At 69.0% G+C, this 26,996-nt stretch carries 21 protein-coding genes; 6 read left to right on the forward strand and 15 right to left on the reverse strand.

Annotation, left to right across the window (positions count from 1 at the left end; genetic code table 11):
* Positions 1-247: 247 nt before the first annotated feature.
* Together rpoC and V2S05_RS11460 are read right to left on the reverse strand one after the other, a co-directional pair.
* Positions 248-4,123 carry a DNA-directed RNA polymerase subunit beta' gene (gene rpoC, locus V2S05_RS11455; protein ID WP_271638508.1) on the reverse strand — a complete coding sequence of 1,292 codons (3,876 nt, stop codon included), beginning with the start codon at positions 4,121-4,123 and terminating at the stop codon, positions 248-250.
* A gap of 46 nt (positions 4,124-4,169) precedes the next feature.
* Positions 4,170-7,670, reverse strand: a complete 3,501-nt coding sequence (locus tag V2S05_RS11460; protein WP_271638509.1) for a DNA-directed RNA polymerase subunit beta — start codon at positions 7,668-7,670, stop codon at positions 4,170-4,172.
* Positions 7,671-7,874: 204 nt separating this feature from the next.
* On the opposite strand from V2S05_RS11460, the gene V2S05_RS11465 reads away from it, so the two are divergent.
* Complete coding sequence (locus V2S05_RS11465) at positions 7,875-8,378, forward strand: hypothetical protein (protein ID WP_413635468.1); 504 nt, start codon at positions 7,875-7,877, stop codon at positions 8,376-8,378.
* A gap of 9 nt (positions 8,379-8,387) precedes the next feature.
* Here V2S05_RS11465 and V2S05_RS11470 read toward each other — a convergent pair whose 3' ends face one another.
* From V2S05_RS11470 to V2S05_RS11485, 4 genes are all read right to left on the reverse strand, one after another.
* Positions 8,388-10,052 carry an ABC transporter ATP-binding protein gene (locus V2S05_RS11470; RefSeq protein WP_413635470.1) on the reverse strand — a complete coding sequence of 555 codons (1,665 nt, stop codon included), beginning with the start codon at positions 10,050-10,052 and terminating at the stop codon, positions 8,388-8,390.
* A gap of 11 nt (positions 10,053-10,063) precedes the next feature.
* Entirely contained in the window at positions 10,064-11,011 is a 948-nt protein-coding gene (locus V2S05_RS11475; protein WP_413635472.1) for an ABC transporter permease, read from the reverse strand.
* A complete protein-coding gene (locus tag V2S05_RS11480; RefSeq protein ID WP_413635474.1) occupies positions 11,011-12,015 on the reverse strand; it encodes an ABC transporter permease in 1,005 nt (334 codons plus the stop codon). The genes V2S05_RS11475 and V2S05_RS11480 overlap by 1 nt, the downstream gene beginning before the upstream one ends.
* 69 nt (positions 12,016-12,084) lie before the next feature.
* Complete coding sequence (locus V2S05_RS11485) at positions 12,085-13,761, reverse strand: ABC transporter substrate-binding protein (RefSeq protein ID WP_413635476.1); 1,677 nt, start codon at positions 13,759-13,761, stop codon at positions 12,085-12,087.
* A gap of 163 nt (positions 13,762-13,924) precedes the next feature.
* On the opposite strand from V2S05_RS11485, the gene V2S05_RS11490 reads away from it, so the two are divergent.
* From V2S05_RS11490 to V2S05_RS11505, 4 genes are all read left to right on the forward strand, one after another.
* Positions 13,925-15,169, forward strand: a complete 1,245-nt coding sequence (locus V2S05_RS11490; protein WP_413635477.1) for an LCP family protein — start codon at positions 13,925-13,927, stop codon at positions 15,167-15,169.
* Positions 15,170-15,238: 69 nt separating this feature from the next.
* Positions 15,239-16,108: a spermidine synthase gene (locus V2S05_RS11495; RefSeq protein WP_413635479.1), complete on the forward strand. Its 870-nt coding sequence runs from the start codon at positions 15,239-15,241 to the stop codon at positions 16,106-16,108.
* 105 nt (positions 16,109-16,213) lie between these two features.
* Positions 16,214-16,744: a hypothetical protein gene (locus V2S05_RS11500; protein ID WP_271638517.1), complete on the forward strand. Its 531-nt coding sequence runs from the start codon at positions 16,214-16,216 to the stop codon at positions 16,742-16,744.
* A gap of 115 nt (positions 16,745-16,859) precedes the next feature.
* On the forward strand, positions 16,860-17,348 hold the full coding sequence (locus V2S05_RS11505) for a SprT-like domain-containing protein (protein ID WP_413635480.1): 489 nt from the start codon (positions 16,860-16,862) through the stop codon (positions 17,346-17,348).
* 174 nt (positions 17,349-17,522) lie between these two features.
* On the opposite strand, the gene V2S05_RS11510 is transcribed toward V2S05_RS11505, so the two are convergent.
* The 9 genes from V2S05_RS11510 to V2S05_RS11550 all read right to left on the reverse strand — a co-directional run bounded on the left by V2S05_RS11510 (position 17,523) and on the right by V2S05_RS11550 (position 26,210).
* Positions 17,523-17,897 carry a DUF3054 domain-containing protein gene (locus V2S05_RS11510; RefSeq protein WP_413635482.1) on the reverse strand — a complete coding sequence of 125 codons (375 nt, stop codon included), beginning with the start codon at positions 17,895-17,897 and terminating at the stop codon, positions 17,523-17,525.
* A 187-nt stretch (positions 17,898-18,084) separates the two neighbouring features.
* Positions 18,085-18,765, reverse strand: a complete 681-nt coding sequence (locus V2S05_RS11515; protein ID WP_413635484.1) for a 2-phosphosulfolactate phosphatase — start codon at positions 18,763-18,765, stop codon at positions 18,085-18,087.
* Positions 18,766-18,896: 131 nt separating this feature from the next.
* On the reverse strand, positions 18,897-20,381 hold the full coding sequence (locus V2S05_RS11520; protein ID WP_413635929.1) for an FtsX-like permease family protein: 1,485 nt from the start codon (positions 20,379-20,381) through the stop codon (positions 18,897-18,899).
* Between the two features lie 8 nt (positions 20,382-20,389).
* A complete protein-coding gene (locus tag V2S05_RS11525; protein WP_271638521.1) occupies positions 20,390-21,151 on the reverse strand; it encodes an ABC transporter ATP-binding protein in 762 nt (253 codons plus the stop codon).
* A gap of 103 nt (positions 21,152-21,254) precedes the next feature.
* Positions 21,255-21,890, reverse strand: coding sequence for a response regulator (locus V2S05_RS11530; protein WP_413635485.1), 636 nt, complete (start codon positions 21,888-21,890; stop codon positions 21,255-21,257).
* Positions 21,891-21,917: 27 nt separating this feature from the next.
* On the reverse strand, positions 21,918-23,132 hold the full coding sequence (locus tag V2S05_RS11535; protein WP_413635487.1) for a sensor histidine kinase: 1,215 nt from the start codon (positions 23,130-23,132) through the stop codon (positions 21,918-21,920).
* 186 nt (positions 23,133-23,318) lie between these two features.
* A complete protein-coding gene (locus V2S05_RS11540; protein ID WP_413635488.1) occupies positions 23,319-24,110 on the reverse strand; it encodes a class I SAM-dependent methyltransferase in 792 nt (263 codons plus the stop codon).
* A 50-nt stretch (positions 24,111-24,160) separates the two neighbouring features.
* Positions 24,161-25,285, reverse strand: a complete 1,125-nt coding sequence (locus V2S05_RS11545; protein WP_413635489.1) for an AMP-binding protein — start codon at positions 25,283-25,285, stop codon at positions 24,161-24,163.
* A gap of 13 nt (positions 25,286-25,298) precedes the next feature.
* Positions 25,299-26,210, reverse strand: a complete 912-nt coding sequence (locus tag V2S05_RS11550) for a 1,4-dihydroxy-2-naphthoyl-CoA synthase (RefSeq protein WP_413635491.1) — start codon at positions 26,208-26,210, stop codon at positions 25,299-25,301.
* 70 nt (positions 26,211-26,280) lie between these two features.
* Between V2S05_RS11550 and V2S05_RS11555 the strand changes: the two genes are divergently transcribed.
* Positions 26,281-26,979, forward strand: coding sequence for a peptidylprolyl isomerase (locus tag V2S05_RS11555; RefSeq protein ID WP_413635492.1), 699 nt, complete (start codon positions 26,281-26,283; stop codon positions 26,977-26,979).
* Positions 26,980-26,996 lie beyond the last annotated feature (17 nt).

Consider the following 26,996-nt stretch of genomic DNA (forward strand, 5'->3'; position numbering starts at 1 on the left):
GCGCCGCCACCCGCGCCGCCGCCCGCGCCGCCGCCCGCGAAACTTGCCTTCCAGCACGAAACCGGCGTCCCGAGCGCAAGTCTCGTGCTGGAACGTAAGTCTCGCGATCGATCCGCCGGCCCGCCGGCCCGCCGACCCGCCGATCCGCCGGCCCGGCGGCCCGCCCGCCGACCCCGCCCGCGGCGGGGACGGGAAAGGCCCCGGCCCTCCGAAGAGGGGCCGGGGCCTTCTAATCACTCAGGACCTATCAGTTGTAGGTGCCGGGGGTGATGTCGTCCGTCGAGAACGCGTCGAAGTCGACGTAGCCGAAGTCGCCGTCGGCGTACGCACCGTCGGATGCGAAGATCCGGTTCGGGTAGCGCTCGCTCTTGGCCTCTTCCGTCGCCTCGACCGTGATGTTGCGGTACTTCGACAGACCGGTTCCGGCCGGGATGAGCTTTCCGATGATGACGTTCTCCTTGAGACCGACCAGCGGGTCGCGCTTGCCCTCCATGGCGGCCTGCGTGAGCACGCGGGTCGTCTCCTGGAAGGACGCAGCCGACAGCCACGACTCGGTCGCGAGCGACGCCTTCGTGATACCCATCAGCTCCGGGCGACCCGACGCGGGGCGCTTGCCCTCTGCCACGGCCTCGCGGTTGATCTGCTGGTAGCGCTTCAGGTCGACCATCTCACCCGGCAGCAGCGTGGTGTCAGCGTGGTCGACCACGGTGACCTTGCGCAGCATCTGACGGACGATGACCTCGATGTGCTTGTCGTGGATCGGCACACCCTGCGAGCGGTACACGCCCTGCACTCCGCCGACGAGGTACTTCTGCACCTCGCGGGCACCCATGACTCGCATGACCTCCTTGGGGTCGAGCGTGCCGACCTGCAGCGGCTGACCGACGGTGACGTGCTGGCCGTCCTCGACGAGAAGCGTCGCACGCTTCAGCACCGGGTAGACCACCTCTTCGTCGCCGTTGTCGGGCGTGAGGATGACCTTCTTGGCCTTCTCGGTCTCCTCGATCGTGATGCGGCCGTCGGCCTCGGCGATCGGGGAGGCACCCTTCGGGGTGCGGGCCTCGAAGAGCTCCTGCACACGCGGCAGACCCTGGGTGATGTCATCGGCCGAGGCCGAACCACCCGTGTGGAAGGTACGCATCGTCAGCTGGGTGCCGGGCTCACCGATCGACTGAGCGGCGATGATGCCGACGGCCTCGCCGATGTCGACGGTCTTGCCCGTCGCGAGCGAGCGGCCGTAGCACTGCGCGCAGACGCCGACGGCCGAGTCGCAGGTCAGCACCGAGCGCACCTTGATGGTCTCGATGCCGGCCTCGACCAGCTTGTCGATCAACACGTCACCCACGTCCTCACCGGCGGTGGCGACGACCTCGCCGCCCTCAGTGACGACATCGGATGCCAGCGTGCGGGCGAACACCGAGTTCTCGACGTTCGCGTCGCGCGTGAGCACACCCTGCGAGTTCGGAGCTGCGATCGGGAGCTCGAGGCCCTTCGACGTGCCGCAGTCCTGCTCGCGGATGATGACGTCCTGCGAGACGTCCACCAGACGACGGGTCAGGTAACCCGAGTCGGCGGTGCGCAGAGCGGTGTCGGCGAGACCCTTACGGGTACCGTGCGTCGCGATGAAGTACTCCGCCACCGACAGACCCTCGCGGTACGAGGAGATGATCGGACGCGGGATGATCTCACCCTTGGGGTTGTTCACCAGACCGCGCATACCCGCGATGTTGCGGATCTGCAGCCAGTTACCACGCGCACCGGAGGTCACCATGCGGTTGATGGTGTTGTCCTCGGGGAAGTGCTCGCGCATCGCGGCCTGCACCTCGTCGGTCGCTTCGGTCCAGATCTTGATGAGCTCCTGACGACGCTCGATGTCGGTCGTCAGACCCTTGTCGTACTGCGACTGGACCTTCGCGGCCTGCTTCTCGTAGCCGGCGACGATCTCGGCCTTGTTCGGCGGGGTGAGGATGTCGCTGAGCGCGACGGTGACGCCCGAGCGGGTCGCCCAGTGGAAACCGGCATCCTTGATGCGGTCCAGCGTGGCGGCCGTCTCGACCTTGGGGTACTCCTCGGCCAGCTTGTTCACGATCTGCGACAGCTTGCCCTTGTCGGCCTGGCCGCGCACGAAGGGGTAGCCCTTCGGCAGCGCTCCGTTGAAGATCGCCTGGCCGAGCGAGGCGTCGACGAGACCGTGACGCTCGTAGCCCTCGGGAGCCTCGCCCTCGAGGAAGGTCAGACCCGGGATGCGGATGCGGACCTTCGCCTGCAGGTCGAGCGTACCCTCGTCCTTCGCGAGGATCGCCTCAGAGACCGAGCCGAACGCACGACCCTCACCGGCAGCGCCCTCCTTGACCGTGGTCAGGTGATGCAGACCGATGATCATGTCCTGCGAGGGCAGGGTGACCGGACGGCCGTCCGACGGCTTGAGGATGTTGTTCGAGGCGAGCATCAGCACGCGGGCCTCGGCCTGAGCCTCGACCGACAGCGGCAGGTGCACAGCCATCTGGTCACCGTCGAAGTCGGCGTTGAACGCGGCGCAGACGAGCGGGTGCAGCTGGATGGCCTTGCCCTCGACGAGCTGCGGCTCGAACGCCTGGATGCCGAGACGGTGCAGCGTGGGTGCGCGGTTCAGCAGCACCGGGCGCTCGCGGATGATCTCCTCGAGCACGTCCCAGACCTCGGGACGGGTGCGCTCCACGGCACGCTTGGCGGCCTTGATGTTCTGCGAGTGACCGAGGTCGATCAGGCGCTTGATCACGAACGGCTTGAACAGCTCCAGAGCCATCTGCTTGGGCAGACCGCACTGGTGCAGCTTCAGCTGCGGGCCGACGACGATGACCGAACGGCCCGAGTAGTCGACGCGCTTTCCGAGCAGGTTCTGGCGGAAGCGACCCTGCTTTCCCTTCAGCATGTCGCTGAGGGACTTCAGGGCGCGGTTGCCGGTGCCGGTGACGGGACGACCGCGACGGCCGTTGTCGAACAGCGCGTCGACGGCCTCCTGCAGCATCCGCTTCTCGTTGTTGACGATGATCTCGGGCGCACCGAGGTCGATCAGACGACGAAGACGGTTGTTGCGGTTGATGACGCGGCGGTACAGGTCGTTCAGGTCGCTGGTCGCGAAGCGGCCACCGTCGAGCTGCACCATCGGACGCAGCTCCGGCGGGATCACCGGCACGACGTCGAGCACCATGGCGGCCGGGCTCATGCCGGTCTCGAGGAACGAGTTGACGACGGTCAGGCGCTTGATCGCACGGATCTTGCGCTGGCCCTTGCCCTCCGAGATCTGCAGGTGCAGGCTCTCGGACTCGGCCTGCAGGTCGAAGGTCTCGAGGCGGCGCTTGATCGCCTCGGCGCCCATGTGCGCCTCGAAGTACTGACCGAACCGGTCCTGCAGCTCGTGGAACACGTCGTCCTCGGGGCGCAGCGCGCCCACCTCGAGGGTGCGGAAGTCCTCCCACACGCGCTCGAGCTTGGCGATGGCCTCGTCGGCACCCTTGCGGGTGAGGGTCATCTCCTTCTCGGCGGCGTCCTTGACCTTCTTCTTGGCGTCGGCCTTGGCACCCTCCGCCTCAAGGGCGGCGAGCTCCTCCTCCAGCTTCGCCATCCGCTCCGCGATCTTCGCGTCGCGGCGGTCGCCGAGCGTCTTCAGCTCGAGACGGATGTTGTTCTCCTGCGTGGCGAGGTCGCGGTGACGAGCATCCTCGTCGACCGAGATCACCATGTAGGCGGCGAAGTAGATGACCTTCTCGAGGTCCTTCGGCGCCATGTCGAGCAGGTAACCGAGGCGCGAGGGAACACCCTTGAAGTACCAGATGTGCGTCACGGGAGCAGCGAGCTCGATGTGACCCATGCGCTCACGACGGACGGAGCTCTTGGTGACCTCCACGCCGCAGCGCTCGCAGACGATGCCCTTGAAGCGGACACGCTTGTACTTGCCGCAGGCGCACTCCCAGTCGCGGGAGGGGCCGAAGATCTGCTCGCCGAAGAGGCCGTCCTTCTCGGGCTTCAGCGTGCGGTAGTTGATCGTCTCGGGCTTCTTGACCTCACCGAAGGACCATCCGCGGATGTCGTCAGCGGTGGCCAGGCCGATTCGAAGCTCATCGAAAGTGGTTGATTCGAGCACTAGTTCTCCTGTGTAGAAAAAATCTGTCGCTTGTCGAGGGCCGAGATCAGATCTCGTCGATCGACGCCGCTTCGAAACGGCTGGAGATGTTGATGCCGAGCTCCTCCGCTGCGCGGAAGGCCTCGTCGTCGGTGTCCCGCAGGTTGACGGCTGTGCCGTCGGCCGAGAGCACCTCGACGTTCAGGCAGAGCGACTGCATCTCCTTCATGAGCACCTTGAAGGACTCGGGGATTCCGGGCTCCTGGATGTTCTCGCCCTTGACGATCGCCTCGTACACCTTGACGCGGCCGAGGATGTCGTCGGACTTGATCGTGAGCAGCTCCTGCAGTGCGTAGGCGGCACCGTAGGCCTCGAGAGCCCACACCTCCATCTCACCGAAGCGCTGTCCACCGAACTGCGCCTTACCGCCGAGCGGCTGCTGGGTGATCATCGAGTAGGGGCCCGTCGAGCGAGCGTGGATCTTGTCATCCACGAGGTGGTGCAGCTTCAGGATGTACATGTAGCCGACCGAGACGGGAGCCGGGAACGGCTCACCCGAACGGCCGTCGAACAGCTGCGTCTTGCCCGACGCGTCGATCAGGCGCACGCCGTCACGGGTCGGCAGGGTCGAGTCGAGCAGGCCCGAGATCTCGGACTCGCTGGCACCGTCGAACACCGGGGTCGCGACCTTGGTGTTCGGGGCGACGTCGCGACCGTTCTCCGGCAGCTTGGCGGCCCACTCGGGGTCACCCTCCACCTTCCATCCGGTCTTGGCGATCCAGCCGAGGTGGGTCTCGAGAACCTGGCCGAAGTTCATTCGACCCGGGATGCCGAGCGGGTTCAGCACGACGTCGACCGGCGTGCCGTCCGACATGAACGGCATGTCCTCGACGGGCAGGATCTTCGCGATGACGCCCTTGTTGCCGTGACGACCGGCGAGCTTGTCACCCTCGGTGATCTTGCGCTTCTGGGCGATGTAGACCACGACGCGGCGGTTGACGCCCGAGCCCAGCTCGTCGTCGCCCTCCTCGGCGTCGAACTCCTTGACGGCGATGATCGTGCCCTGCTCACCGTGCGGCACCTTCAGAGAGGTGTCGCGGACCTCGCGGCTCTTCTCGTTGAAGATGGCGCGCAGCAGGCGCTCCTCGGCCGACAGCTCGGTCTCGCCCTTGGGCGTGACCTTGCCGACGAGGATGTCGCCGGGGCGGACCTCGGCGCCGATGCGGATGATGCCGCGCTCGTCGAGGTCCTTCAGCAGCTCGGGGCTGACGTTGGGGAGGTCACGAGTGATCTCCTCCTTGCCCAGCTTGGTGTCGCGGGCGTCGACCTCGTACTCCTCGATGTGGATCGACGAGAGGGTGTCGTCCTTCACCAGCTCCTGGCTGAGGATGATGGCGTCCTCGAAGTTGTGACCCTCCCACGGCATGAACGCGACGAGCAGGTTCTTGCCGAGCGCGAGCTCGCCGTTCTCAGTGGCGGGACCGTCGGCGATGACCTCGCCGACCTCGACGCGCTCACCGGCGCTGACGATCACGCGCTGGTTGTAAGAGGTGCCCTGGTTCGAGCGGTCGAACTTGCGCAGGTGGTACTCCTGCGTGCCGCCCTCGTCGAGCATGACGACGACGCGGTCTGCGGAGACCTCGCTGACGACACCGGCCTTCTGCGCGGTGATCACGTCGCCGGCGTCGATGGCGGTGTAGCCCTCCATACCGGTTCCGACCAGCGGCGAGTCCGAGCGCAGCAGCGGCACGGCCTGACGCTGCATGTTGGCGCCCATGAGCGCGCGCTGCGCGTCGTCGTGCTCGAGGAACGGCACGAGCGAGGTCGCGACCGACACCATCTGGCGCGGCGAGACGTCGATGTAGCCGATCTCCTCGGGCAGGAACAGGTCGACCTCACCCGATCCGCCGCGGGGGCGGGCCAGGACGTGGCTCTCGGTGAAGCGGCCGTTCTTGTCGAGCGGCGCGTTCGCCTGGGCGATGTTGAAGTCGACCTCCTCGGCTGCCGTGAGGTAGTCGATCTGGTCGGTGACGGCACCGTCGACGACGCGACGGTACGGGGTCTCGATGAAGCCGAACGAGTTGATGCGCGCGAAGGTCGCGAGCGCACCGATCAGACCGATGTTCGGACCTTCAGGAGTCTCGATCGGGCACATGCGGCCGTAGTGCGAGGGGTGCACGTCTCGCACCTCGACGCCGGCACGGTCACGCGAGAGACCACCGGGGCCGAGGGCCGACAGGCGGCGCTTGTTGGTCAGACCCGCGAGCGGGTTGTTCTGGTCCATGAACTGCGACAGCTGCGAGGTGCCGAAGAACTCCTTGATCGCGGCCACGACGGGGCGCACGTTGATCAGGGTCTGCGGGGTGATCGCCTCGATGTCCTGCGTGGTCATGCGCTCGCGGACGACGCGCTCCATGCGCGACAGACCGGTGCGGACCTGGTTCTGGATCAGTTCGCCGACGGCGCGGATGCGACGGTTGCCGAAGTTGTCGATGTCGTCGGTGGCGATGCGGATCTCGGTCTTCTTGCCGCCGCGGATGCCTTCGAACGTCTCGTCGCCACGGTGCACGCGCACGAGGTACTTGATGGTCGCGACGATGTCGTCGACGGTCAGCACCGAGTCGGTGAGCGGAGCTGCGAGACCGAGCTTCTGGTTGATCTTGTAACGACCCACCTTGGCCAGGTCGTAGCGCTTCGGGTTGAAGTAGAAGTTGTCGAGCAGCGAGCGCGCGGCCTCGGCGGCCACCTGCTCGCCCGGACGCAGCTTGCGGTAGATGTCGCGCAGCGCGTCTTCCTGGGTGAGGATGGTGTCCTTCGCCAGGGTCTCCTCGATCGAGGGGTAGCCGGCGAACTCGGCGAGGATCTGCTCGCTCGACATGCCCAGCGCCTTCAGGAAGACGGTGACGGACTGCTTGCGCTTGCGGTCGATGCGCACGCCGACCTGGTCGCGCTTGTCGATCTCGAACTCGAGCCACGCGCCGCGGCTGGGGATGACGCGAGCGGTGACGATGTCCTTGTCACTGGTCTTGTCGGGGGTCTTGTCGAAGTAGACGCCGGGCGAGCGCACGAGCTGCGAGACGACGACGCGCTCGGAGCCGTTGATGATGAACGTGCCCTTGTCGGTCTGCAGCGGGAAGTCGCCCATGAAGACCGTCTGGGTCTTGATCTCACCGGTGAGGTGGTTCATGAACTCGGCCTCGACGTACAGCGGGGCGGCGTAGGTCTTGCCGCGCTCCTTGCACTCGTCGATCGAGTACTTCTCGGGCTCGAGGTACGGGTTCGTGAACGAGAGCTGCATGGTCTCGCCGAGGTCCTCGATCGGGGAGATCTCCTCGAAGATCTCACCCAGGCCCGAGACCTCGGAGACGTCGCTGCGGCCGGACTTCTTGGCCTCGGCGACGCGCGCCTTCCAGTCGTCGTTGCCGACGAGCCAGCCGAACGACTCGGTCTGCAGAGCAAGCAGATCCGGAACGTCGAGCGTGTCGGAGATCTTGGCGAACGAGAGGCGGGAGACTCCGCGGCCGTTCTTGTTGGTGGTGGATGTGGATGCGTTGCGAGCAGCAGCCAAGGGAGTAACCTCCGTGAGCCCGTGCAGGGGCTGGTCGATTCCTAGACGTCGGTGGAGTACGCGCTCGAGAGCTCAACGGATGCCGACCACCATATGAGGGCACGGAGAAGCGAGCGCAACTACCAACTATACGCACGATTTCGCGACATGGCAAGCGGAATCCTTGACCAATGCCGGATGCTGGGGTATGAGCGACACTGCAGTATGCGCATCGTGCTGAAGTTCACCATCGACTGCGACGCCGACACCGCCTGGCGCGCCCTGCATTCGCCCCGTATCGTCGGCGAGCTGTACGCGCCGCTGCTGCAGATGCAGCCACTGCTGCCGGACGGTCTGCCCGAGCGGTGGATGCCGGGAGACGAGGTGCCCGTGCGCCTCGCCGCGTTCGGACGCATCCCGGTCGGGACCCAGCTGATCCACATCAGCGACCGCACGCTCGACGGGCCAGGAGGCCCCGTGCGCATCCTCCGCGACAGCGGCATCCCGCTCACCGGGCCGCTGGGCGGCCTCGACGTGTGGGATCACCAGATGGCGGTCTCGCCCGCGCCCGGCCGGGCGGGACGGACTCTCTGGCGCGACCGGCTCACCTTCGACGGGCCCTCCGCCCTGCTGCTCTGGCCCGTGCTCTGGGCCTCGTGGCAGGCGCGCGCCCTGCGCGTGCGCGCGCTGGCACGGCGCTGGGCGCGCGACCCGGGACTGCGGGACTGACGCCTCGCGTCAGGACGCGATGCCGAGTTCGTTGCCGGGAATGGATGCCAGCAGCCGGCGCGTGTACGGATCGCGCGGGTTCGTGAAGATCTCCTCCGAGCTCGCCGCCTCGACGAGCGCGCCGTCCTTCATGACGCACACGTAGTCACTGATCAGGCGCACCACGGCGAGGTCGTGCGAGATGAACAGATAGCTGAGTCCGTACTCCTTCTGCAGGTCGCCGAGCAAGGTGAGGATCTGCGCCTGCACGAGCACGTCGAGCGCGGAGACCGGCTCATCGCAGACGATGAGGTCGGGCGAGAGCGCGAGCGCGCGTGCGATCGCGACGCGCTGACGCTGACCGCCCGACAGCTCCGATGGATAGCGCTGCAGCATCGACTGCGGCAGCGCGACGTCGTCGAGCAGCTTTCGCACGCGCGCGCGACGCTCGGCACGGTTGCCGCGCTTGTAGAACTCCAGCGGCTCGGCGATCAGACGCTCGATCGTGAACATCGGGTTCAGGCTCGAGTACGGGTCCTGGAAGACCGGCTGCACGCGCTGACGGAACTCGCGCGACTGCGCGCGGTCGAGCTTCGCGATGTCGTTGCCCTCGAAGCGGATCGTGCCGGCGGTCGGCTCGATGAGCTTGAGCAGCATGCGGGCCGTGGTCGTCTTGCCCGAACCCGACTCCCCCACGATCGCGACGGTCTTGCCGCGCGGGATCGCGAGCGAGACGTCGTCGACGGCGACGAAGTCCTCAGCCTGACCGCGGATCGGGTAGACCTTGCGCAGCCCCTCGATCTCGACGATGTTGTCGCTGACGGGCTCCTCACCGGCATCCGTCTCGCGGCGCGCCTCGAACACCTCCGGCTGCAGCCGGGCCGCGGCGATCGAGGGCGCCGCCTTGACGAGGCTCTGCGTGTAGGGATGCTGCGGGTCTTCGAGGATCTGCCGCGCCGGGCCCTGCTCGACGACGCGCCCGCGATGCATGACGACCACGCGCTGTGCCCGTTCGGCGGCGAGTCCGAGGTCGTGGGTGATCAGCAGCACCGCGGTGCCCAGCTCGCGTGTCATCTCGTCGAGCTGGTCGAGGATCGTCTGCTGCACCGTCACGTCGAGGGCGCTGGTGGGCTCGTCGGCGATGAGCAGGCGGGGGCGGCAGGCCAGGCCGATGGCGATGAGGGCACGCTGACGCAGACCGCCCGACAGCTCGTGCGGATACTGCTTAGCGCGACGCTCGGGGTCGGGCAGGCCGGCTGCCGAGAGCGCCTCGACGACCTTCTGCTGCACGTTGCCGCGGTTGGCGAGGCCGTGCGCGAGCAGCGTCTCGGCGACCTGGGTGCCGATCTTGGCGACCGGGTTGAGGTTCGACATCGGGTCCTGCGGCACCATGCCGATGTCGCGGCCGCGGATCTTGCGCATCTCGTTCTCGGAGATGCCGACCAGCTCGCGCCCGTCGAGGGTCACGCTGCCCCCGGCCACCCGCCCGCCCGAGGCGAGCAGACCGATCACGGCCATGGCGGTGGTCGACTTGCCCGAGCCGGACTCGCCGACGATCGCGACGGTCTCGCCGGGGGCGATCTCGAGGTCGACGCCCTCGACCGCGTGCACGACGCCGTCCATCGTGCCGAAGTCGACGGCGAGGTTCGACACCTGCAGCAGCGGCTGGCGCACGGCATCCGGATTCGTGTTCATGCTCTCGTTCCTCATCGCGCACGCGTCCTCGGGTCCATGGCCTCGCGCAGCGCCTCGCCGAACAGCGTGAAGCCCAGCGCGGTCACGGCGATGCAGATGCCGGGCAGGAAGGCCAGCTGCGGGGCGATCGCGAGCTCGTTCTGCGCGTAGGTCAGCATCCGCCCCCATTCGGCCGTCTCGGGCCGGCCGCCGCCGAGGCCGAGGAACGACAGCGCCGCCGCGTCGATCACGGCGGTGGCGAGCGTCAGGGTGCCCTGCACGATGACCGGGCCGATGGCGTTCGGCAGCACGTGCGACATGGTGATGCGACCGCGGCCGAGACCGAGGGTCTGCGCCGAGAGCACGTACTCCGCCGAGCGCTGCTGCAGCATCGACGCGCGCAGCAGGCGGGCGAAGATCGGCACCTGAGACGCTCCGATGGCGATCATCACGGCAGAGGGCGTCTGCCCGAGGATGGCGGCGATCGATACGGCCAGCAGCAGGTTCGGCACCGAGAGGATGATGTCGACGATGCGCATGATCAGCGTGTCGACCCAGCCGCCGAAGGTGCCGGCGAGCAGCCCCAGCAGCATGCCTCCGACGAGTCCGAGGGCGGTCGAGACCACGCCGACGAGCAGCGAGGCCTGCGCTCCCCAGATCAGCTTCGACAGCACGTCGCCGCCGAAGCGGTCGAGGCCGAGTGGGAACCCGTCGATCTCGCCGATGCCGGGGATGCTGGTGGGGGTGATGTACTCGGTGCCGGGGAGCGCACGCTCGGGATAGGGGGCGAGCAGCGGCGCCAGCGCCGCGACCAGCAGGAACAGCAGCACGATCACGGCGCCGAACCAGGCGGCCGGGTTGCGTCGCAGGCGGCGGAACACATCCCGCCAGAAGCCGCCGCCGGACTTCAGATCGGCCTGTGCGACGGCGACGGTGTCGAGCACCCCGCCGCCCTGTGCGGGTGGGAGCACTGCGCTCATCACTGAACCCTCACTCTCGGATCGATCAGGCTGTACGACACGTCGACGGCCAGGTTGATCAACGCGTACGCGATCGCGATGAAGATGATGAAGCCCTGCAGCACGGGGAAGTCGCGCGCGAAGATCGACTGCGCGAGGAACGACCCGACGCCGGGATACGCGAACACCGTCTCGGTGAGCACCGCGCCCGAGATGAGCAGGCCAGTCTGCAGACCGATCGTGGTGATCACCGGCAGCATGGCGTTGCGCAGGATGAACCGGTTGCGCAGCGTTGACGAGGCGACGCCCTTGGCCTTGCCGGTGCGGACGTAGTCGGCGTTCTGCACCTCGAGCACACTCGCCCTCGTGATGCGCACGATGATCGCCAGCGGGATCGTGCCGAGGGCGAGAGCCGGAAGCAGCAGATGCAGGATGGCGTCCCACGCGGCGTCGAACTCGCCGGTGATGATGCCGTCCCACACGTAGAACCCGGTGACGTGCGTCGCATTGATGCGCGGGCTCTGACGTCCGTCTGACGGCAGCCAGCCCAGCTGCACGGCGAAGATGTACTTCAGGATGAACGCCAGGAAGAACACCGGGATGGTGATGCCGATCAGGCTGAAGATCACCGCGCCGTGGTCGGTCCACCTGCCGTGCCGGCGCGCCGCCCAGTAGCCGAGGGGGATGCCGACGCCGACTGCGAAGATCAGCGCCGCGACGCTGAGCTCGATCGTGGCCGGGAAGCGGCGGAAGAACTCCTCGACGACGGGCCGCGAGGTGACGATCGATGAGCCGAAGTCGCCCTGCAGCAGCCTGCCGATCCAGGTGACGTACTGCTCGAGCAGGGGTCGATCGAAGCCGTAGAGCTGGTTGACCTGCTCGATGGCCGCCGGCGTCGCCTTCTCACCGAGCAGCGCGACGGCCGGTCCGCCCGGTAGGGCGCGGACCCAGGCGAACAGCAGGATGCTGAGGCCGAAGAGTGTGGGGATGAGCAGCAGCAGCCGCTTGCCGATAGTACGCAGCACGAAGTTCTCCGTCGGGGCGCGTCGTCCGCCCCGGACCTCACTGGTCCGAGGCGGACGACGCGGCGGGCATTACTTGGTGAGGACGATCTCCGAGAAGACCTCGTCGTTCACCGGGCTGGCCGGGTAGCTCTTCACCCGCTCATTGAAGGCGAGCGTCGGTGCCGGGTGCGCCAGCGGGACGCCGGGGATGAACTCCGCTACATCCTCGTTGATCTTCTCGTACGCCTTCGTCTGCTCGTCGATGTTCGAGATGCCGCGGGCATCCGCCAGCTCCGAGAACAGCTCGGGGTTGTCGAAGCCCCACTCCGCGCTCTGCTGTCCGAAGAAGACGCCGACGAAGTTGTCGGTGTCGTTGTAGTCGCCGGTCCAGCCGAGCAGGTGGATGCCGTGTTCGGGCGTGCTCGAGATCTTCTCGAGGTAGTCCGGGCTCCACGCGTCGGTCTGCGGGTTGACCTTCACACCGGCCTCTTCGAGCTGCTTGGCCAGCACGGTGAAGATCTGCTCGGGGTTGGGCATGTACGGACGCGACACGTTGACCGGGTAGTTGAAGGTCAGCGTGAGCGGGTTGTCAGCCGTGTAGCCGGCCTCTTCGAGCAGCGACTTCGCCTTGGCGGGGTCGTACTCGTAGGTCTTGACGTCCTTGTTGTAGCCGTTGACCACCGGCGGCACGAACTGCGTGGCCTTCTCGGTGCCCTCGGGCAGGACCTGCTTGATCAGCGCGTCCTTGTCGATCGCGTGCGAGAGCGCCTCGCGCACCTTGACGTCCTGCAGCTCGGGAACCGCCTGGTTGAAGCCGAGGTAGAGAACCGTGAACGGCTTTCGCGACACCATGTTGAAGCCCTTCTCCTCCAGGGCCTTGGTGTCGGCCGGGCCGACCAGGTCGTAGCCGTCGATGTCGCCGGCCTCGAGTGCCTGACGGCGCGCCGTCGGGTCGTCGATCACGCGGAAGATGACCTCCTGGATCTGCCCCTGCTCGCCCCAGTAGTCGTCGTAGGCCTTGAGCGTGACGTTCTCGCCGGGCGCCCACGAATCGAACTGGAACGGGCCGGTGCCGACGGGGTGCGCCTTGGCGTACTCCGACAGCGTCGGAGCGGCGGCCGTTCCGCCGACCTCGTCGGCCTTGAACTCCTCGAGCGCCGACGGGCTCTGCATGCTGAACGCGGGCAGCGACAGCGAGGCGACGAAGCCGGCGAACGGCTTGTTCAGCTCGATCGTGACCTTGTCGTCGCCGTCGGGCGTGCACGATTTGTAGACGGCGTCTGCGGGGTTGGACGCATAGCCGCGGAAGAGCTTGTTGTAGTAGTAGCCGAGCGCCTCGGACGCGAGCAGGTCGGTCCAGTTGTACCAGCGGTCGAAGTTGAAGCACACGGCTTCGGCGTTGAACGGCGTGCCGTCGTGGAACGTCACCCCGCTCTTCAGGTCGAACGTGTGGGTCATGCCGTCGTCGGACGACTCCCACGACTCGGCGAGCAGCGGCGCCGGGTCGGCGGTGCCGGGCTTGGTGCCGACGAGACCCTCGAAGATCTGGCGCGAGACGCGGAAGGTCTCGCCGTCCTGCGCGAGCGCCGGGTCGAGGCCCTGCGGGTCGGACGATGCGGCGAACACGAAGGTGCTGTCGACGTCGCCGGATGCGTCCGAGCCGTTGTCGTCATCACGCTGGCTGGCGACGCAGCCGGTCAGCAGCATCGCTGCGACGGCGGCGCCGGCGGCGAGGGCGAAGCCTCGCCTGCGGGTGCTGTGGAGCATGGTGTGCCTCTCTGTGGAATGCTTCTTCGCATGAATCGGATGCCCCATCGCATCCGCACATGATGTCTTGACGCTACTCAGCGACGTCGCCGATCGCCAACCTTTCGCGTGTTGCGATCCGATATCGGGTGCGCCCGGAGCGGGCGCTGTAGGGTCGGATGCCATGACGCGCACCCCCGTCGCTCAGCACGCCCCGCACCGCACACCCTCCGCCTGGGGGTCCGCGCTGCGGATGCTGGGCATCGGCCTCGCCGTCGTGGCGGTCTCGGCCCTCGGTGTCGGCGGGTTCATCGCCGCCGATCTCACCCTGAGGGTGGGTCAGGATGCCGTCGACCTGGAGGATGCGCCCGAGGTCGCTCCCCCGTCGCTCGCGGCGTACCCGGGCGAGTTCGCCGTCCTGCTCGTCGGCACCGACGAATGCGGCGAGGTGTCGACGCAGAAGCTCGGCGCGCGGTGCGTCGGTGAAGACGGCATCCGCAACGATGTGAACCTGCTCGTGCACGTCTCGGCCGAGCCGCGCAAGGTGAGCGTCGTGTCGCTGCCGCGCGACCTGATGCTCGAAGTGCCCGAGTGCACACGTGAAGACGGCTCGGTGGCATCCGGATCGTCAGCCGCGGTGATCAACACCGTCTTCGAGCGCGCCGGCCTGTCGTGCGTGGTGAAGTCGGTCGCCGCGCTGAGCGGAATCGACATCGGCTTCGCCGCGAAGCTCAGCTTCGACGGCGTCATGAAGATCACCGACGCGATCGGCGGGGTGGAGATCTGCATCGGCGGCACCGGCATCCGCGACCGCGACACCGGAATCGACTGGCCGCCGGGGCTGCGCACGGTGTCCGGTTACGACGCGCTGCAGTTCATCCGGGTGCGCAAGGGCATCGGCGACGGCAGCGACCTCGCGCGCATCTCGAATCAGCAGCAGTACATGTCGCGCCTGGCGAAGACGATCCTCAGCAGCGAGACCCTCACCGACGTGCCGAAGGTGCTGCGGCTGGCGAACGTGGTCGCCGACAACGTCGACCCGAGCAGGGAGCTGGCCAACCCGGTGCGGCTCGCGCAGCTCGCACTCGCGCTGAAGGACGTGCCCTTCGAGGAGTTCAAGTTCCTGCAGCTGCCCACCGTCGAGGCGCCGTCCGACCCGAACCGCGTCGTGACCGATGAGAGCGCCGCGGGCCCGATGTGGGAGGCGATCCGCACCGGCGAGTCGATGCAGATCACCGGAGAGGCCAGCAACCACGGCGGCGTGGTCGCGGAAGACGCACCGGCGTCGCCCGACGCGCCCGAAGCCACCGCCCCGGCATCCCAGGCGCCGAGCCCCGCACCCTCCGCGACCCAGGGCGTCGTGCTGTCGGAGCAGATCAGCGGAATCGACCTGAACCAGCAGACCTGCTCGGGCGGCAGGCGGCGCTGACCGATACCCTCGGGGCAGGGACGAGCACGCGACTTGCACTCCACAGGCCGCTCGACAAGGGAGACAGGCATGGGACGAGCACGCGCGCGGGATGCCGCGAACCCGCGGGTGCGACTCGATCACGGCGGCATCGCAGAGGTCGCGCCGAGCGAGTTCGGCAGCGGCTTCGAGCTGATCGTCGACGGCACGCCGCAGTCGCACGTCGATCTCGATGACCCCACGCATCTGCACTTCGAGTACATCGTGCGTATGGGTGCGGTGATCGATCAGCTCGGCTCGTCGGCATCCGCCCCGCTCAGCGTCGTGCATCTCGGGGCCGGCGCCCTGACCGTTCCCCGCTACATCGAGGCGACCAGGCCGGGATCGCGCCAGCAGGTGATCGAGCTGGAGGGACCGCTGGTCGCGCTCGTGCGCGAGCACCTCCCCCTGCCGCGCTCGGCGGCGATCCGCATCCGCATCGGCGATGCGCGCGACGGTCTGCGGCGGCTGCCGCCCGCCCTCGCCGGCCGCTGCGACCTCGTCGTCTCGGACGTGTTCTCGGGTGCGCAGACGCCCGCGCATCTGACCAGTCTCGAGTTCTACCGCGAGATCGCCGACCTGCTCGCCCCCTCAGGGGTGCTGCTGGTGAACGTCGCCGACGGGCCCGGGCTGGCGTTCGCGCGCCGTCAGGTGGCGACCGCGATGAGCGTGTTCGACGAGGTCGCGCTGCTCGCCGACACCCAGGTGCTGAAGGGCCGCCGATTCGGCAACCTCGTGCTGGCCGCGTCGCGCACCCCGCTGCCGACCGAGTGGCTGCCGCGGCTGCTGGCCGCGGGGCCGCATCCGGCGAAGATCGCTCAGGATGCCGAGGTTGCGGCGTTCGCGAAAGGGGCGGCGATCGTCACGGACGCGGATGCCGTAGCATCCCCCCGCCCCGACGCGAGCATCTTTCTGCGCTGAGACGCTGACACCACCTCCGATCCCGGCATCGCAGGGCGAGCCTCGACCGGTTCTCAGACAGGCGAGGCAGACTGGGACCACGGTCGCAGAAGGGAGCCAGCAGTCGTGAATTTGATCCAGGGTTACGACCCAGAAACCCTCCGAGAACTGGTGGATCCGCGCGAGTGCCTGGCCCGGTTGACCGAGATCGAGAACCAGCGCAGTCTGCCGGTGCTGCTCGAGCGGGTGTGGCTGCTGAAGGTGCTCGACCGGCTCGACGAGGCGCTCGATCTTGCCGATGAGGCAGTGCGCCAGGCCCGTATGGCCGGCACCCGCAAGGATCTGCTGCGCGCTCGCGTGCTGCACGGCACGGTGCTGCAGAACCGCGGCGCTCACGCCGCGGCGGCCCAGGAGCTCGCCACGTGCGCGAACGAGGCCGAGGGCCAGGGATGGGCCGGGATCGCGGCCTTCGCTCATCAGCACCACGGCAAGAACGCGTACGAGATGCGCGACTTCGAGCAGGCGCGAGAGAGCTTCAAGCGCTCGCTGTTCCTGCGCCGTGCGGCGGGCGCCGACGACTCCGATCTCGAGAAGGCGCTGCGCGCCATCGAGGCCGCCGAGCGGCGCAGCGCCATGCAGGCCGACGTACTCGTCTAGAGCCGCCTGCGTCCGGAGCCGCTGACGTGCTCGTCTGGAGCCGCCGACCTCTCGCCCGGAGCCGCCGACGTACTCGTCTGGCGCCGATGTCGGCGGCTGGTCTTACTCTGATCACATGGCCGATCTGAATCGCGTCCGCGTCTGGGGTGACGCGCTGATCCGGATGCACCTCGACGAGTCGTGGTCGTTCGAGTTCGACAACGCCAAGCGCCGTGCCGGGCTGTGCGACTATCAGCGTCGTCGCATCTCGGTGTCGCGTTATCTAGCCGCTCGATTCGACGACGACGAGATCCATCAGACTCTGCTGCACGAGGTCGCGCATGCCCTGGCCGGGCACGCCGCGGGCCACGGGCCGGCGTGGAAGCGCACCGCACGATCACTCGGGTACGTCGGCGGAACCACCCATCAGGGTGAGACGGCGACCGAGCTCGCCCCGTGGATCGGGCGATGCCCCGCCGGTCATATCGCGTACCGTCATCGTCGACCTGCACGCGAGACGTCGTGCGCCAAATGCTCTCGGCGCTTCGACCGGCGCTTCCTGTTCGAATGGCACCGCCGCGAGATCACCGCCGCCGACCGGCTCGCCGCGCAGTCGCCCCGCTGAGCATCCTTCTCGGTCGCGATACGCCAGGTTCCTGTGTCTGACCGAGCTCAGTCCGGGCTGCGCTGCTCTACCGGCCGCACGCGAAACGCGGGACTTCGCACGAAATGCAGGAGCTTCGCCAGGCATCCCTCCTGCGTTTCGAGAGATCTCCTGTGATTCGGGCGGCGGCCCCGTTCACTCCGCGGAGCGCGGGGCCCGATAACGCCGCGCGAGGAGCGCGATCAGCCGCCAGCCGAGCAGCATCGCGGCGAGCACAAGCGCGGCGACGATGATGAACGGCGTCTCGGCGGTGTCGCCGGTGGCGAGGCGCAGCACCATCCCACCGGCCACGGTCACGACCCAGACGATCAGGCCCCAGCCGAGCGACCACGGCCGTCGCGGCCTGGCGGGCACGAGTGCCGCGAGAGCGTGGCCGACGACCAGCGCGACGAGGAACGGCCAGGCCGTGAGCAGGAAGCCGAGCGGATTCTCATCATGCGATGCGCGGCCGATCGCCGCGAAGACGAGCACGAACACGGCGTCCACGATGATCGCGGGCAGAAACCTCATGCTTCGACCTTATGCCGCCGGATCATGGCGCCGACGATGCCGCGCGGTGCGGGGCAGCGCCGGAATCCCGGGCCGCCGATAGCGCTCCCCGACGTCGGAGACACCAGACCGAACCGGATGCCAACGCCGCGCCGTCGCCGCGACACACCGACCACGGCGGAATGTCCTGAGACTTCCGACAGTGAGGTCAGCGGAAACGCTCGAACACACCCTCGTTCAGCACGGGGACGGCGTCGACGGCATCCAGCTCCGCCGCCTCCGTGGTGGTCGCCGGGCGCACTCCCGCGGCCTCCATCCGAGCGGTGGATGCCACACCATCGGCCAGTTCGCGACCGGAGCCGCTGCCGACGAGCATGTGCCGCAGCCCCGGCCGCAGGGCGCGGAACGCCTCCGCCGCCGCGGCCGCCTCGGGCGACGAATGGTCGATGCCGAGGTCGCACAGCGCGGCGGCGATCGCTCCGGCACCGAGCTGATCCTCGACCGCGAAGCGCAGCTCGCCCCCGGGCGCGAGTTCCCCCGCGGCGACGATCGAGACCGAGGCGCGGGCGCCCTGGCGCTCCTGCACGGCCATCACCGCGCGAGCGGTCGCCGCCGCGTTGCGGATGCCGCCGATCAGCACCGTCGCGGGACGGGCATCCGGAACAGTCGGAGTCGACGCGGCAGCGGCGACCGTCGCACCGTTCGTCGACCACCGCATGGCGTCCGCCAGCGTTATCCGCTGGCCGGAGGCGACCGCGTCGGCGAGTGTGGAGGAGAAGCGCAGCACGTCGACGACGATCACGACGTCGGCGGGAGCCAGTCGTGCGAGCCCCTGCGCGCCCCACTCGAGACGCACCTGATACGAGGACTGGTCGAACGGCGAGGGCATCCGTCAAGCCTAATCCCCACCACCCTCATCGCCGAGACCCCGTGCTGTCGCCGAGACCCCGTGCTGCGAACGCGAACAGCACGAGGTCTCGGCGATACGACGGGGTGTCGGCAGGGCGGGCGGGGCGCCGCTCAGTCGGCGGCGAGCGCCTCGACCGGGGCGACGCGGGTGGCCAGACGGGTCGGGGTGACCGCGGCGACGACCGTGAGCACCGCGGTGGCGACGATGATGATCGCCACCGGGATCCACGGCACCGCCGGGTAGACCATCCCGGCCGGCTCGAAGTCGGGCAGCACGGGCACTGAGCCGAGCAGCGACTGCGCCGCGATCCAGCCGTACGCGATGCCGAGCACGAGCCCGGTGAGGGTCGCGGCCACCGTGATGTGCACGGCCTCGAGCAGCACCATCCGGCGCACCTGAGCCGAGGTCAGCCCGATCGCGCGCAGCAGCCCCAGCTCACGGCGGCGCTGCACCACCCCGATGGTGAGCAGGTTGACCAGGCCGACCGCGGCGATCACCGCCGACACGGCCACCAGCACCATCATGATGCTCGCGAAGGCGTCCATCGGGGCGAAGAAGCCGTCGACGAACTCGCCTTCGCTCTGGCGCATCAGCAGCGCCTTGACCGACTCCAGGGCCACCGCGAACATCGTCACGAGCGCCACACCCATCACCACGCCGATCGCCATGCGGCTCGAGCGCTCGGGGTGCCGCAGCGCGTTCTCGGCGGCGAGCCGGGCGGTCGGCCCGGTGCCGAAGAGACGGCCGACCAGGCGCAGCACGGGCGGCATGAACAGCGGCGACGCGGTGGCGAGCCCGGTGAACGAGAACAGTCCCCCGAAGAACGCCACCACCACGCCGAGCGGGGTGATCAGGCCGAGCAGCACGCCCGCCACCAGCAGCGCCACCCCCGCGACGATGAGCACCAGAGCGCCCACGTGCTTGCCGCGGCGGCCGGCCTCTTCGTCGTGCGTGCGCTCGACCGAGCCGCCGAGCGCCTGCAGCGGGGTTACGGTGAGCACGCGGCGCGATCCGATCCAGGCGGCGAGCCATGTCGTCAGGGCGACGCCGACGACCGGAAACAGCACACCGGGCTGCACGAGGGTGAACCCGTCGGAGGCGCCGTCGAGCAGGGCGTCGCCGACCAGCACCCCGAGTGCGGAGAGGGCGACCCCGATGATCAGCCCGATGCCCGCCCCGATCAGGCCGACGACGAACCCCTGGCCTGTCACCTCCGCGCGCTGCGACCGTGCCGACGCGCCGATCAGACGCAGCAGGGCGATGCGCCGGGTGCGGCCCGCGATGATCGTCGAGAAGGTGTTCGCGGTGACGATCGCCGCCACGTACATCGCGACCGCGACGAGCAGCACCGAAAGGATCGTCACGACGATGGCCAGGACCTCGCTGTCGCCGATGAACGGGTCGGACTGCAGCACGGCCCCGATGTAGGCGGTCACCTCGACGAGGATCACGCCGAATGCGGCGGCGAGCGCCGAGACCAGGACGCTGGCGCCCATCCCCCGCTCACGCAGCCCGCCGAGTCGACTCGCCCGCGGGCGGCTCGGCTCGAGGCGCGACATCATCGGGGCGGCTGCGGCCGTCGCGGCCGACGTCATGGGCGCGCTCACGCCGCCACCTCCGCGGCGAGCATGTGCGCGGCGATCTGCTCGGCGCTCTGCTTCGGATGGTCGGCGGTGATGCGCCCGTCGCCGAGGAACAGCACGCGGTCGGCGTGACTCGCGGCGATCGCGTCGTGCGTGACCATGGCGATCGACTGGCCGTGCTCGCGGCTCGCGCTTGCGAGCAGCTCGAGCACCTCGCGGCCGCTGCGCGAGTCGAGGTTGCCGGTCGGCTCGTCGGCGAACACGAGGTCGGGTGCGGTGGCGAGGGCGCGGGCGATCGCGACGCGCTGCTGCTGTCCACCGGACAGCTCGTGCGGACGGTGAGTGAGCCGGGATGCCAGGCCGAGACGCTCGACGAGAGCGTCGATGCGCGCGCGCTCGATGGCCGTCGGCCGGCGCCCGTCGAGCTCGAACGGCAGCAGGATGTTGCCGAGCGCGTCGAGGGTGGGCACCAGATTGAACGCCTGGAAGATGAAGCCGACACGGCGGCGGCGCAGCACGGTCATCTCGAGATCGCCGAGACCGGTGATCTCGGTGTCTCCGATCCACGCGCGCCCCTCGGTGGGGGCGTCGAGGCCGGCCATGATGTGCATGAGCGTGGACTTGCCCGATCCGGACGGGCCCATGATCGCGGTGAACTGGCCGCGACGGATGCCGACGCTGACGTCATCGAGGGCGCGGACGCCGGCGGCTCCGGCCCCGTAGGTCTTGGTGAGGTGCTGGACGCGTGCGGCGAGGCCGAGGTCCGAGGTCGTGATCTCCATGCTTCGACGCTATTTTCCGGGCCCGCCCTGCCGCATCGGCCTCGGGGTGGCATTCGACTACATCGAGAGGATGATCCGCGGTGACGGGCGGTGTACGTCCGCGTCAGGCGAGGCCGTGCTCGAAGGCGAAGACGACCAGCTGCACGCGATCACGCAGGCGCAGCTTGGTGAGGATGCGGCTGATGTGCGTCTTCACGGTGGCCTCGCTGAGGAACTCCCGCGCCGCGATCTCGGAGTTCGACAGCCCTCGCGCGGCGAGCGCGAAGATCTCGCGTTCCCGGTCGGTGAGGTCGGCGTACTCCGGCGGCACCGGCTTGGTCTCGGCGGTGAAGTGCGCGAACAGCTCGCGGGTGGCGGATGCCGCGATCACACTCGATCCGGATTCGACCGTGCGGATGGCGGCGAGCAGGAACTCGGGATCGGCGTCCTTGAGCAGGAAGCCACTCGCCCCTCTCTGGATCGCCCGCGCCGCGGCCTCGTCGAGGTCGAACGTGGTGAGCATGACGACCCGCGGCGGGTCGGGCTGGGCGAGCAGTTCCGCGGTCGCCGTCAGTCCGTCCATCACGGGCATCCGGATGTCCATCAGCACGACGTCGGGACGCGTGCGCCCGATGACCTCGAGCGCCTCCCTGCCGTCGCCGGCTTCGCCGACCACGTCCATGTCGAGCTGCGACGAGACGAGCATCCGCACGCCCGCGCGGAACAGCGCCTGGTCGTCGACGAGCACGACCCTGATCATCCTGACCTCCTGGTCGTCTTCGCCCGCTCAGTTCGCCGAGGGGCCGATCGGAAGCGTAGCGCGCACGGTGAACCGGGCGGGTTCATGTTGCACGGTCAGCGCACCGCCGATCAGCTGCGCACGCTCGCGCATGCCGATGAGCCCGTGCCCGCCGCTGTGCGCGGGCGGTGCTCCGGGCCTTTGCTGTTTCGACGGAGGGATGCCGTTGCGCACCGCGATGTCGACTCGATCCGCCCACCACGAGAGTCGCACATCGACATCGCCCCCGCCGTGACGGATCGCGTTGGTGAGCGCCTCCTGCAGGATGCGGTAGACGGCGAGCTGGATCGCTCCCGGCGGCTCGATAGGCGGCATCGGGTCGACGGTGACCCGCGGCTGGATGCCGGCCTGACGCACCTGGGCGAACAGGGCCTCGAGGTCGGCGAGGGAGGGCTGCGGTCCGTCGCCCTGACGGTGGCGCAGCTGTGTCAGCAGCATCCGCACGTCAGACAGCGCTGATCGTGCGGTCTGCGCGATCGTCGCGAGCGCCTCCTGGGCGAGCTCGGGCTTCTGGGCTGCGGCGTAGCGCGCGCCGTCGGACTGCGCGATCACGACGGCGAGGGAGTGCGCGACGATGTCGTGCATGTCGCGGGCGATGCGCACTCTCTCCTGCTCTTCTGCGGCCGCCGTCTCGGCGCGCTGCTGCGCCTCGCGGTTCGCCCTGCTCTGCCGCACCAGCCGCCACAGCAGTCCCGCGCCCCAGGCCAGAGCCAGTGAGAGCACGATGGTGAGGCCCATGGTCACGCTCAGCAGAACGAGTCGCAGCTCGATCGGCGAGGCGGCCGTGAGCGTTCCGAAGTCGTACTGCAGGAGGCCGATGTAGAGACCGCCTACCACCCCGCCGCCGACGGCCGAGGCGCCGCCGAGCCAGAGCACCCGCTTCGAGCCCCACGCCGACGTCGCGAACAGCACCCCGAAGATCGCGACATCGATCGGTGCAGGGGGCAGCCCGGCCGACATCTGCAGGAGCGCACCCGCCCAGGCCACGATCAGCGCGATCGCCGGCGAGAGCCGACTGATCGCCACAGCGCCCCAGACCAGCAGTGCCGTGACGACGAGCGCCACCGTCGCCCTGGTGTCGGGCAGCCAGAAGCTCATCTGCCCGGCGCTGAAAGCCAGCGAGAGCGGCAGCGTGATCAGCAGGCCGACGATCGCCCCGAGAATGTCGAGAGCGAGCCAGGTCATCGGGATGCGGCGGATCACCCTTTCACGCTACGGGAGCGCGTGGCGAGGCGCGTCCGCCTGCAGATGTATCTCGCTCGTCGCTGCCGGGGCCCGCGAGGCAGGCCGAGTGGGCCCGAATGGCCCCTCCCGGGCATCCGAAGTAACCATATGAGCCCAGCGAGCGTGCCGACGGGCGCACCGGCGGGCGGCGCCGTCGCCGAGAGATCAAGTGCGGCAGACGATCTCGCCGTGCGGCACGAGGTACCAGCCGTCGCCGTCGGATGCCCAGCGGCGCCAGGCGTCGCTGATCTGCTGCAGCTGCGCACGGGTGGCGAGCCCCTCGCGCTCGAGCTGGATCGCGAGCGCCGACTGCAGGATGCGGTCGGCCCACATCCCGCCCCACCACGCCCGCTCCTCGGGCGTCGCGTAGCACCAGGTCGACGCGGTGGCGGTGATGTCGGTGAACCCCGCCGCCCGCGCCCATGACAGCAGGCGACGCCCCGCATCCGGCTCGCCGCCGTTGAGCCGCGCCGCCGCCCGATACAGTCGCAGCCACTCATCGAGCTCGGGCAGCAGCGGAAACCAGATGAACCCCGCGTAGTCCGCATCGCGTGCGGCGACGATCCCACCCGGCTTCACGACGCGGCGCATCTCGCGCAGCGCCTGCACTGGGTCGCCGACGTGCTGCAGCACCTGGTGGGCGTGCACGATGTCGAAGATGTCGTCGGCGAAGTTCAGCGCGTGCACGTCCTCTACCGCGAAGTCGATGTTCGTCACGCCTCGTTCGGCGGCGAGCCTTCGCGAGAGGGCGAGAGCGTCGTCGGAGATCTCGGTGGCGGTGACCCGGGCGACCCGGCCGGCGAAGTCGACGGTGATCGTCCCCGGTCCTGCGCCGACATCGAGCAGGTGCGCATCAGGGGCGAGGTGCGGTTCCAGGTACGCGGCGGAGTTCTCGACCGTGCGGGTGTTGTGCGAGCGCAGCACCGAGGCGTGGTGCCCGTGAGTGTAGACGGCCATGCTCACCAGTATGTCGCAGCGGGATTCACGGCTCTCGCCGCGCGTCGGGCTCAGTCGCGAGCCATCCTGCGCAGCGTCTCCCGGTCGGGTTTGCCGGATGCCAGGGTGGGCAGCTCGGGAGAGACTTCGAGCTGCGCGGGACGCGCGTGCGGGCCGATCTCGGCCGAGACGAGAGCACGGGCCTCCTCGAACATCTCCTCGACATCGCCGATGCCGGCGGCGAGGAAGATGACGGATGCCTCCCCCCAGCGCTCATCCGGCATGCCGACGACGACCGCCTGCTCCAAGCCCGGGACGCTGCGCACGATCCGCTCGACGCGGTCGAGCGACACGTTGATCCCGCCGGACACGATCACGTTGTCGATGCGGCCGGTGATGGAAAGACGTCCCTCCTCGCCGATCGTGCCGGCGTCTCCGGTGCGGTACCAGCGGGCGCCGTCGGGTGCGGTGACGAACACCTGCTCCGTGCGCTCGGCGTCGCCGAGATATCCGTCGGCGAGCATCGGACCGCTGATGCGCACCTCGCCATCGACCTCGACGAGGCGGACGCCGTCGAGCGGGATGCCGTCGTACACACATCCGCCTGCGGTCTCACTCGAGCCGTAGGTGCGCACGATCCGCGCGCCCGCCGCGACGGCACGCGCGCGCAGCGGCTCGGGCAGCGCCTGGCCTCCGACGAGGATCGCCCGATACGACCCGAGCGCGGCGCGCACCTCGGGGCGTGACTCCGTCGCGTCGAGCAGCGTGGCCAGCTGGGCCGGCACGAACGAGGTGAAGCGGTGCACGTCGTCGCGCATCCGCTCCGTCGCGTCCACGAACGACTCGACGGTGAACCGACCGCTGAGCAGCACCGGCTCGTGGCCGGCGAGCAGCGAACGCGCGAGCACCTGCACGCCGGCGATGTACGCAGCGGGCAGGGCGAGCATCCACTGGCCGGACCCGACGCGTGCGACGGTCGCAGTCGCGCTCGCGCGCAGCGCAGCGGCGCTGAGCACGACGCGTTTGGGGATGCCGCTGGACCCGGACGTCGCGATGACCACCGCCGTGCCAGCGGGCACGACATCCTCCGCCGACGGCTCGAAGCCGAGGGCCAGCGGGCTCGATCCGTCGAGCGCGGCCGGCAGGGCATGCCGCACCGCGGCAGCATCCGCGCCGTCGATCGGACGAAGCCTCACCCCGGCCACGAGCTCAGAAGTGGTAGGGGAAAGGCGACCAGTCCGGGTCGCGCTTCTCGAGGAACGAGTCTCGGCCCTCGACGGCCTCGTCGGTGCCGTAGGCCAGGCGGGTCGCCTCGCCGGCGAACACCTGCTGGCCGACCAGTCCGTCGTCCACAGCATTGAAGGCGAATTTCAGCATCCGGATGGCGGTGGGCGACTTCGTCAGCACCGTGCGCGCCATCTTCAGTGCCTCGCGCTCGAGCTCGGCGTGCGGCACGACACGGTTGACCGCACCCATCTCGTAGGCGCGCTGCGCGGAGTACTCCTCGGCGAGGAAGAACACCTCGCGGGCGATCTTCTGCCCGGTCTGGCGCGCCATGTACGCCGAGCCGTAGCCGGCGTCGAAGCTGCCCACATCGGCATCCGTCTGCTTGAACCGACCGTGCTCGGCACTCGCGATCGTCAGGTCGCACACGACGTGCAGCGAGTGCCCGCCGCCGGCCGCCCAGCCCGGGACGACGGCGATCACGACCTTGGGCATGAACCGGATCAGCCGCTGCACCTCGAGGATGTGCAGCCGTCCGGCCCGAGCCGTGTCGTGCACCGTCGCCTCGTCGTCGGAGTACTTGTATCCGTCGCGACCGCGGATGCGCTGGTCGCCGCCCGAGCAGAACGCCCAGCCGCCGTCCTTCGGACTCGGGCCGTTGCCGGTGAGAAGCACGGCGCCGATCCGGGGATCCTGCCGAGCGATGTCGAGGGCACGGTAGAGCTCGTCGACCGTGTGCGGGCGGAACGCGTTGCGCACCTCGGGCCGGTCGAACGCGATGCGGGCGACGCCCCCGTCGCGAGAGACGTGCGCGGTGATGTCGGTGTAGTCCTCGGCTCCGGGGGCGAGCTGCCACTCGGACGGGTCGAAGATGTCGGAGACGAAGTCGGCGGTCACGGCACTCAGCCTAATCAACCGTCGGACAGGTGCGACCGGGTCGCATGGTCGGCTCGCGTACGATCGTGGCGTGCGTCTGACAACTCCCCTCCGCCGTTCCGTGCTCGCCCTCACCGCCGCCGCGGCGCTCGCCCTGGCGGGCTGCGCGTCGAATCCGGATGCCGCAGACCCGGGCTCATCAGCCCCTGCCCCATCGTCGTCCGCGTCAGAGGCATCCGGAACCTGCTCCTACCCGCAGGACGGCCGCCCCGCGTCGAAGGCTGTCGACGCACCCGCTGCCGAGCCCACCGAGACGGCTGAGGTGCCCGTCACGATCACGACGGGCGTGGGCGAGCTGAAGACCACGCTCGACGCCGCGAAGACGCCGTGCACCGTGAACAGCTTCCTCTCGCTCGCCGAGCAAGGCTACTTCGACGGCACCACCTGCCACCGCCTCACCACCGACGGCATCTTCGTGCTGCAGTGCGGCGACCCCAGCGCGAAGGGAACCGGCGGTCCCGGCTACTCGTTCGCCGACGAACTCGACGGCTCCGAGACCTACGAGGCCGGCACGCTCGCGATGGCCAACGCCGGCCCCGACACCAACGGGTCGCAGTTCTTCATCGTCTACGCCGACAGCCAGCTGCCGCCGAGCTATACGGTTTTCGGCCACCTCGACGAAACGTCCACCGCGATCGTCGCGGATGTCGCATCAGCCGGCACCGAGAACGGCGGCCCCGACGGGGCTCCGAAGACCCCGGTCCTGATCGAGAGCGTCACCAAGGGCTGACGCCGCGCAACCCGGCG

This window comes from Microbacterium sp. OR16, from assembly GCF_047306725.1.
Classification (GTDB): Bacteria; Actinomycetota; Actinomycetes; order Actinomycetales; family Microbacteriaceae; genus Microbacterium.

Excerpts from the sequence above, each read along its gene's own strand:
- V2S05_RS11515 (WP_413635484.1), bottom strand. The coding sequence starts at position 18,765 with ATGCCCTCGCCGTTCGACCAGTCCTCGTATCAGGTGCGTCTCGAGTGG.
- V2S05_RS11475 (WP_413635472.1), bottom strand. The coding sequence starts at position 11,011 with ATGAGCGCAGTGCTCCCACCCGCACAGGGCGGCGGGGTGCTCGACACC.
- V2S05_RS11465 (WP_413635468.1), top strand. The coding sequence starts at position 7,875 with ATGCGCATCGTGCTGAAGTTCACCATCGACTGCGACGCCGACACCGCC.
- V2S05_RS11490 (WP_413635477.1), top strand. The coding sequence starts at position 13,925 with ATGACGCGCACCCCCGTCGCTCAGCACGCCCCGCACCGCACACCCTCC.
- V2S05_RS11520 (WP_413635929.1), bottom strand. The coding sequence starts at position 20,381 with ATGACGTCGGCCGCGACGGCCGCAGCCGCCCCGATGATGTCGCGCCTC.
- V2S05_RS11485 (WP_413635476.1), bottom strand. The coding sequence starts at position 13,761 with ATGCTCCACAGCACCCGCAGGCGAGGCTTCGCCCTCGCCGCCGGCGCC.
- V2S05_RS11495 (WP_413635479.1), top strand. The coding sequence starts at position 15,239 with ATGGGACGAGCACGCGCGCGGGATGCCGCGAACCCGCGGGTGCGACTC.
- V2S05_RS11540 (WP_413635488.1), bottom strand. The coding sequence starts at position 24,110 with ATGGCCGTCTACACTCACGGGCACCACGCCTCGGTGCTGCGCTCGCAC.
- V2S05_RS11525 (WP_271638521.1), bottom strand. The coding sequence starts at position 21,151 with ATGGAGATCACGACCTCGGACCTCGGCCTCGCCGCACGCGTCCAGCAC.
- V2S05_RS11530 (WP_413635485.1), bottom strand. The coding sequence starts at position 21,890 with ATGATCAGGGTCGTGCTCGTCGACGACCAGGCGCTGTTCCGCGCGGGC.
- V2S05_RS11505 (WP_413635480.1), top strand. The coding sequence starts at position 16,860 with ATGGCCGATCTGAATCGCGTCCGCGTCTGGGGTGACGCGCTGATCCGG.
- V2S05_RS11510 (WP_413635482.1), bottom strand. The coding sequence starts at position 17,897 with ATGAGGTTTCTGCCCGCGATCATCGTGGACGCCGTGTTCGTGCTCGTC.
- V2S05_RS11470 (WP_413635470.1), bottom strand. The coding sequence starts at position 10,052 with ATGAACACGAATCCGGATGCCGTGCGCCAGCCGCTGCTGCAGGTGTCG.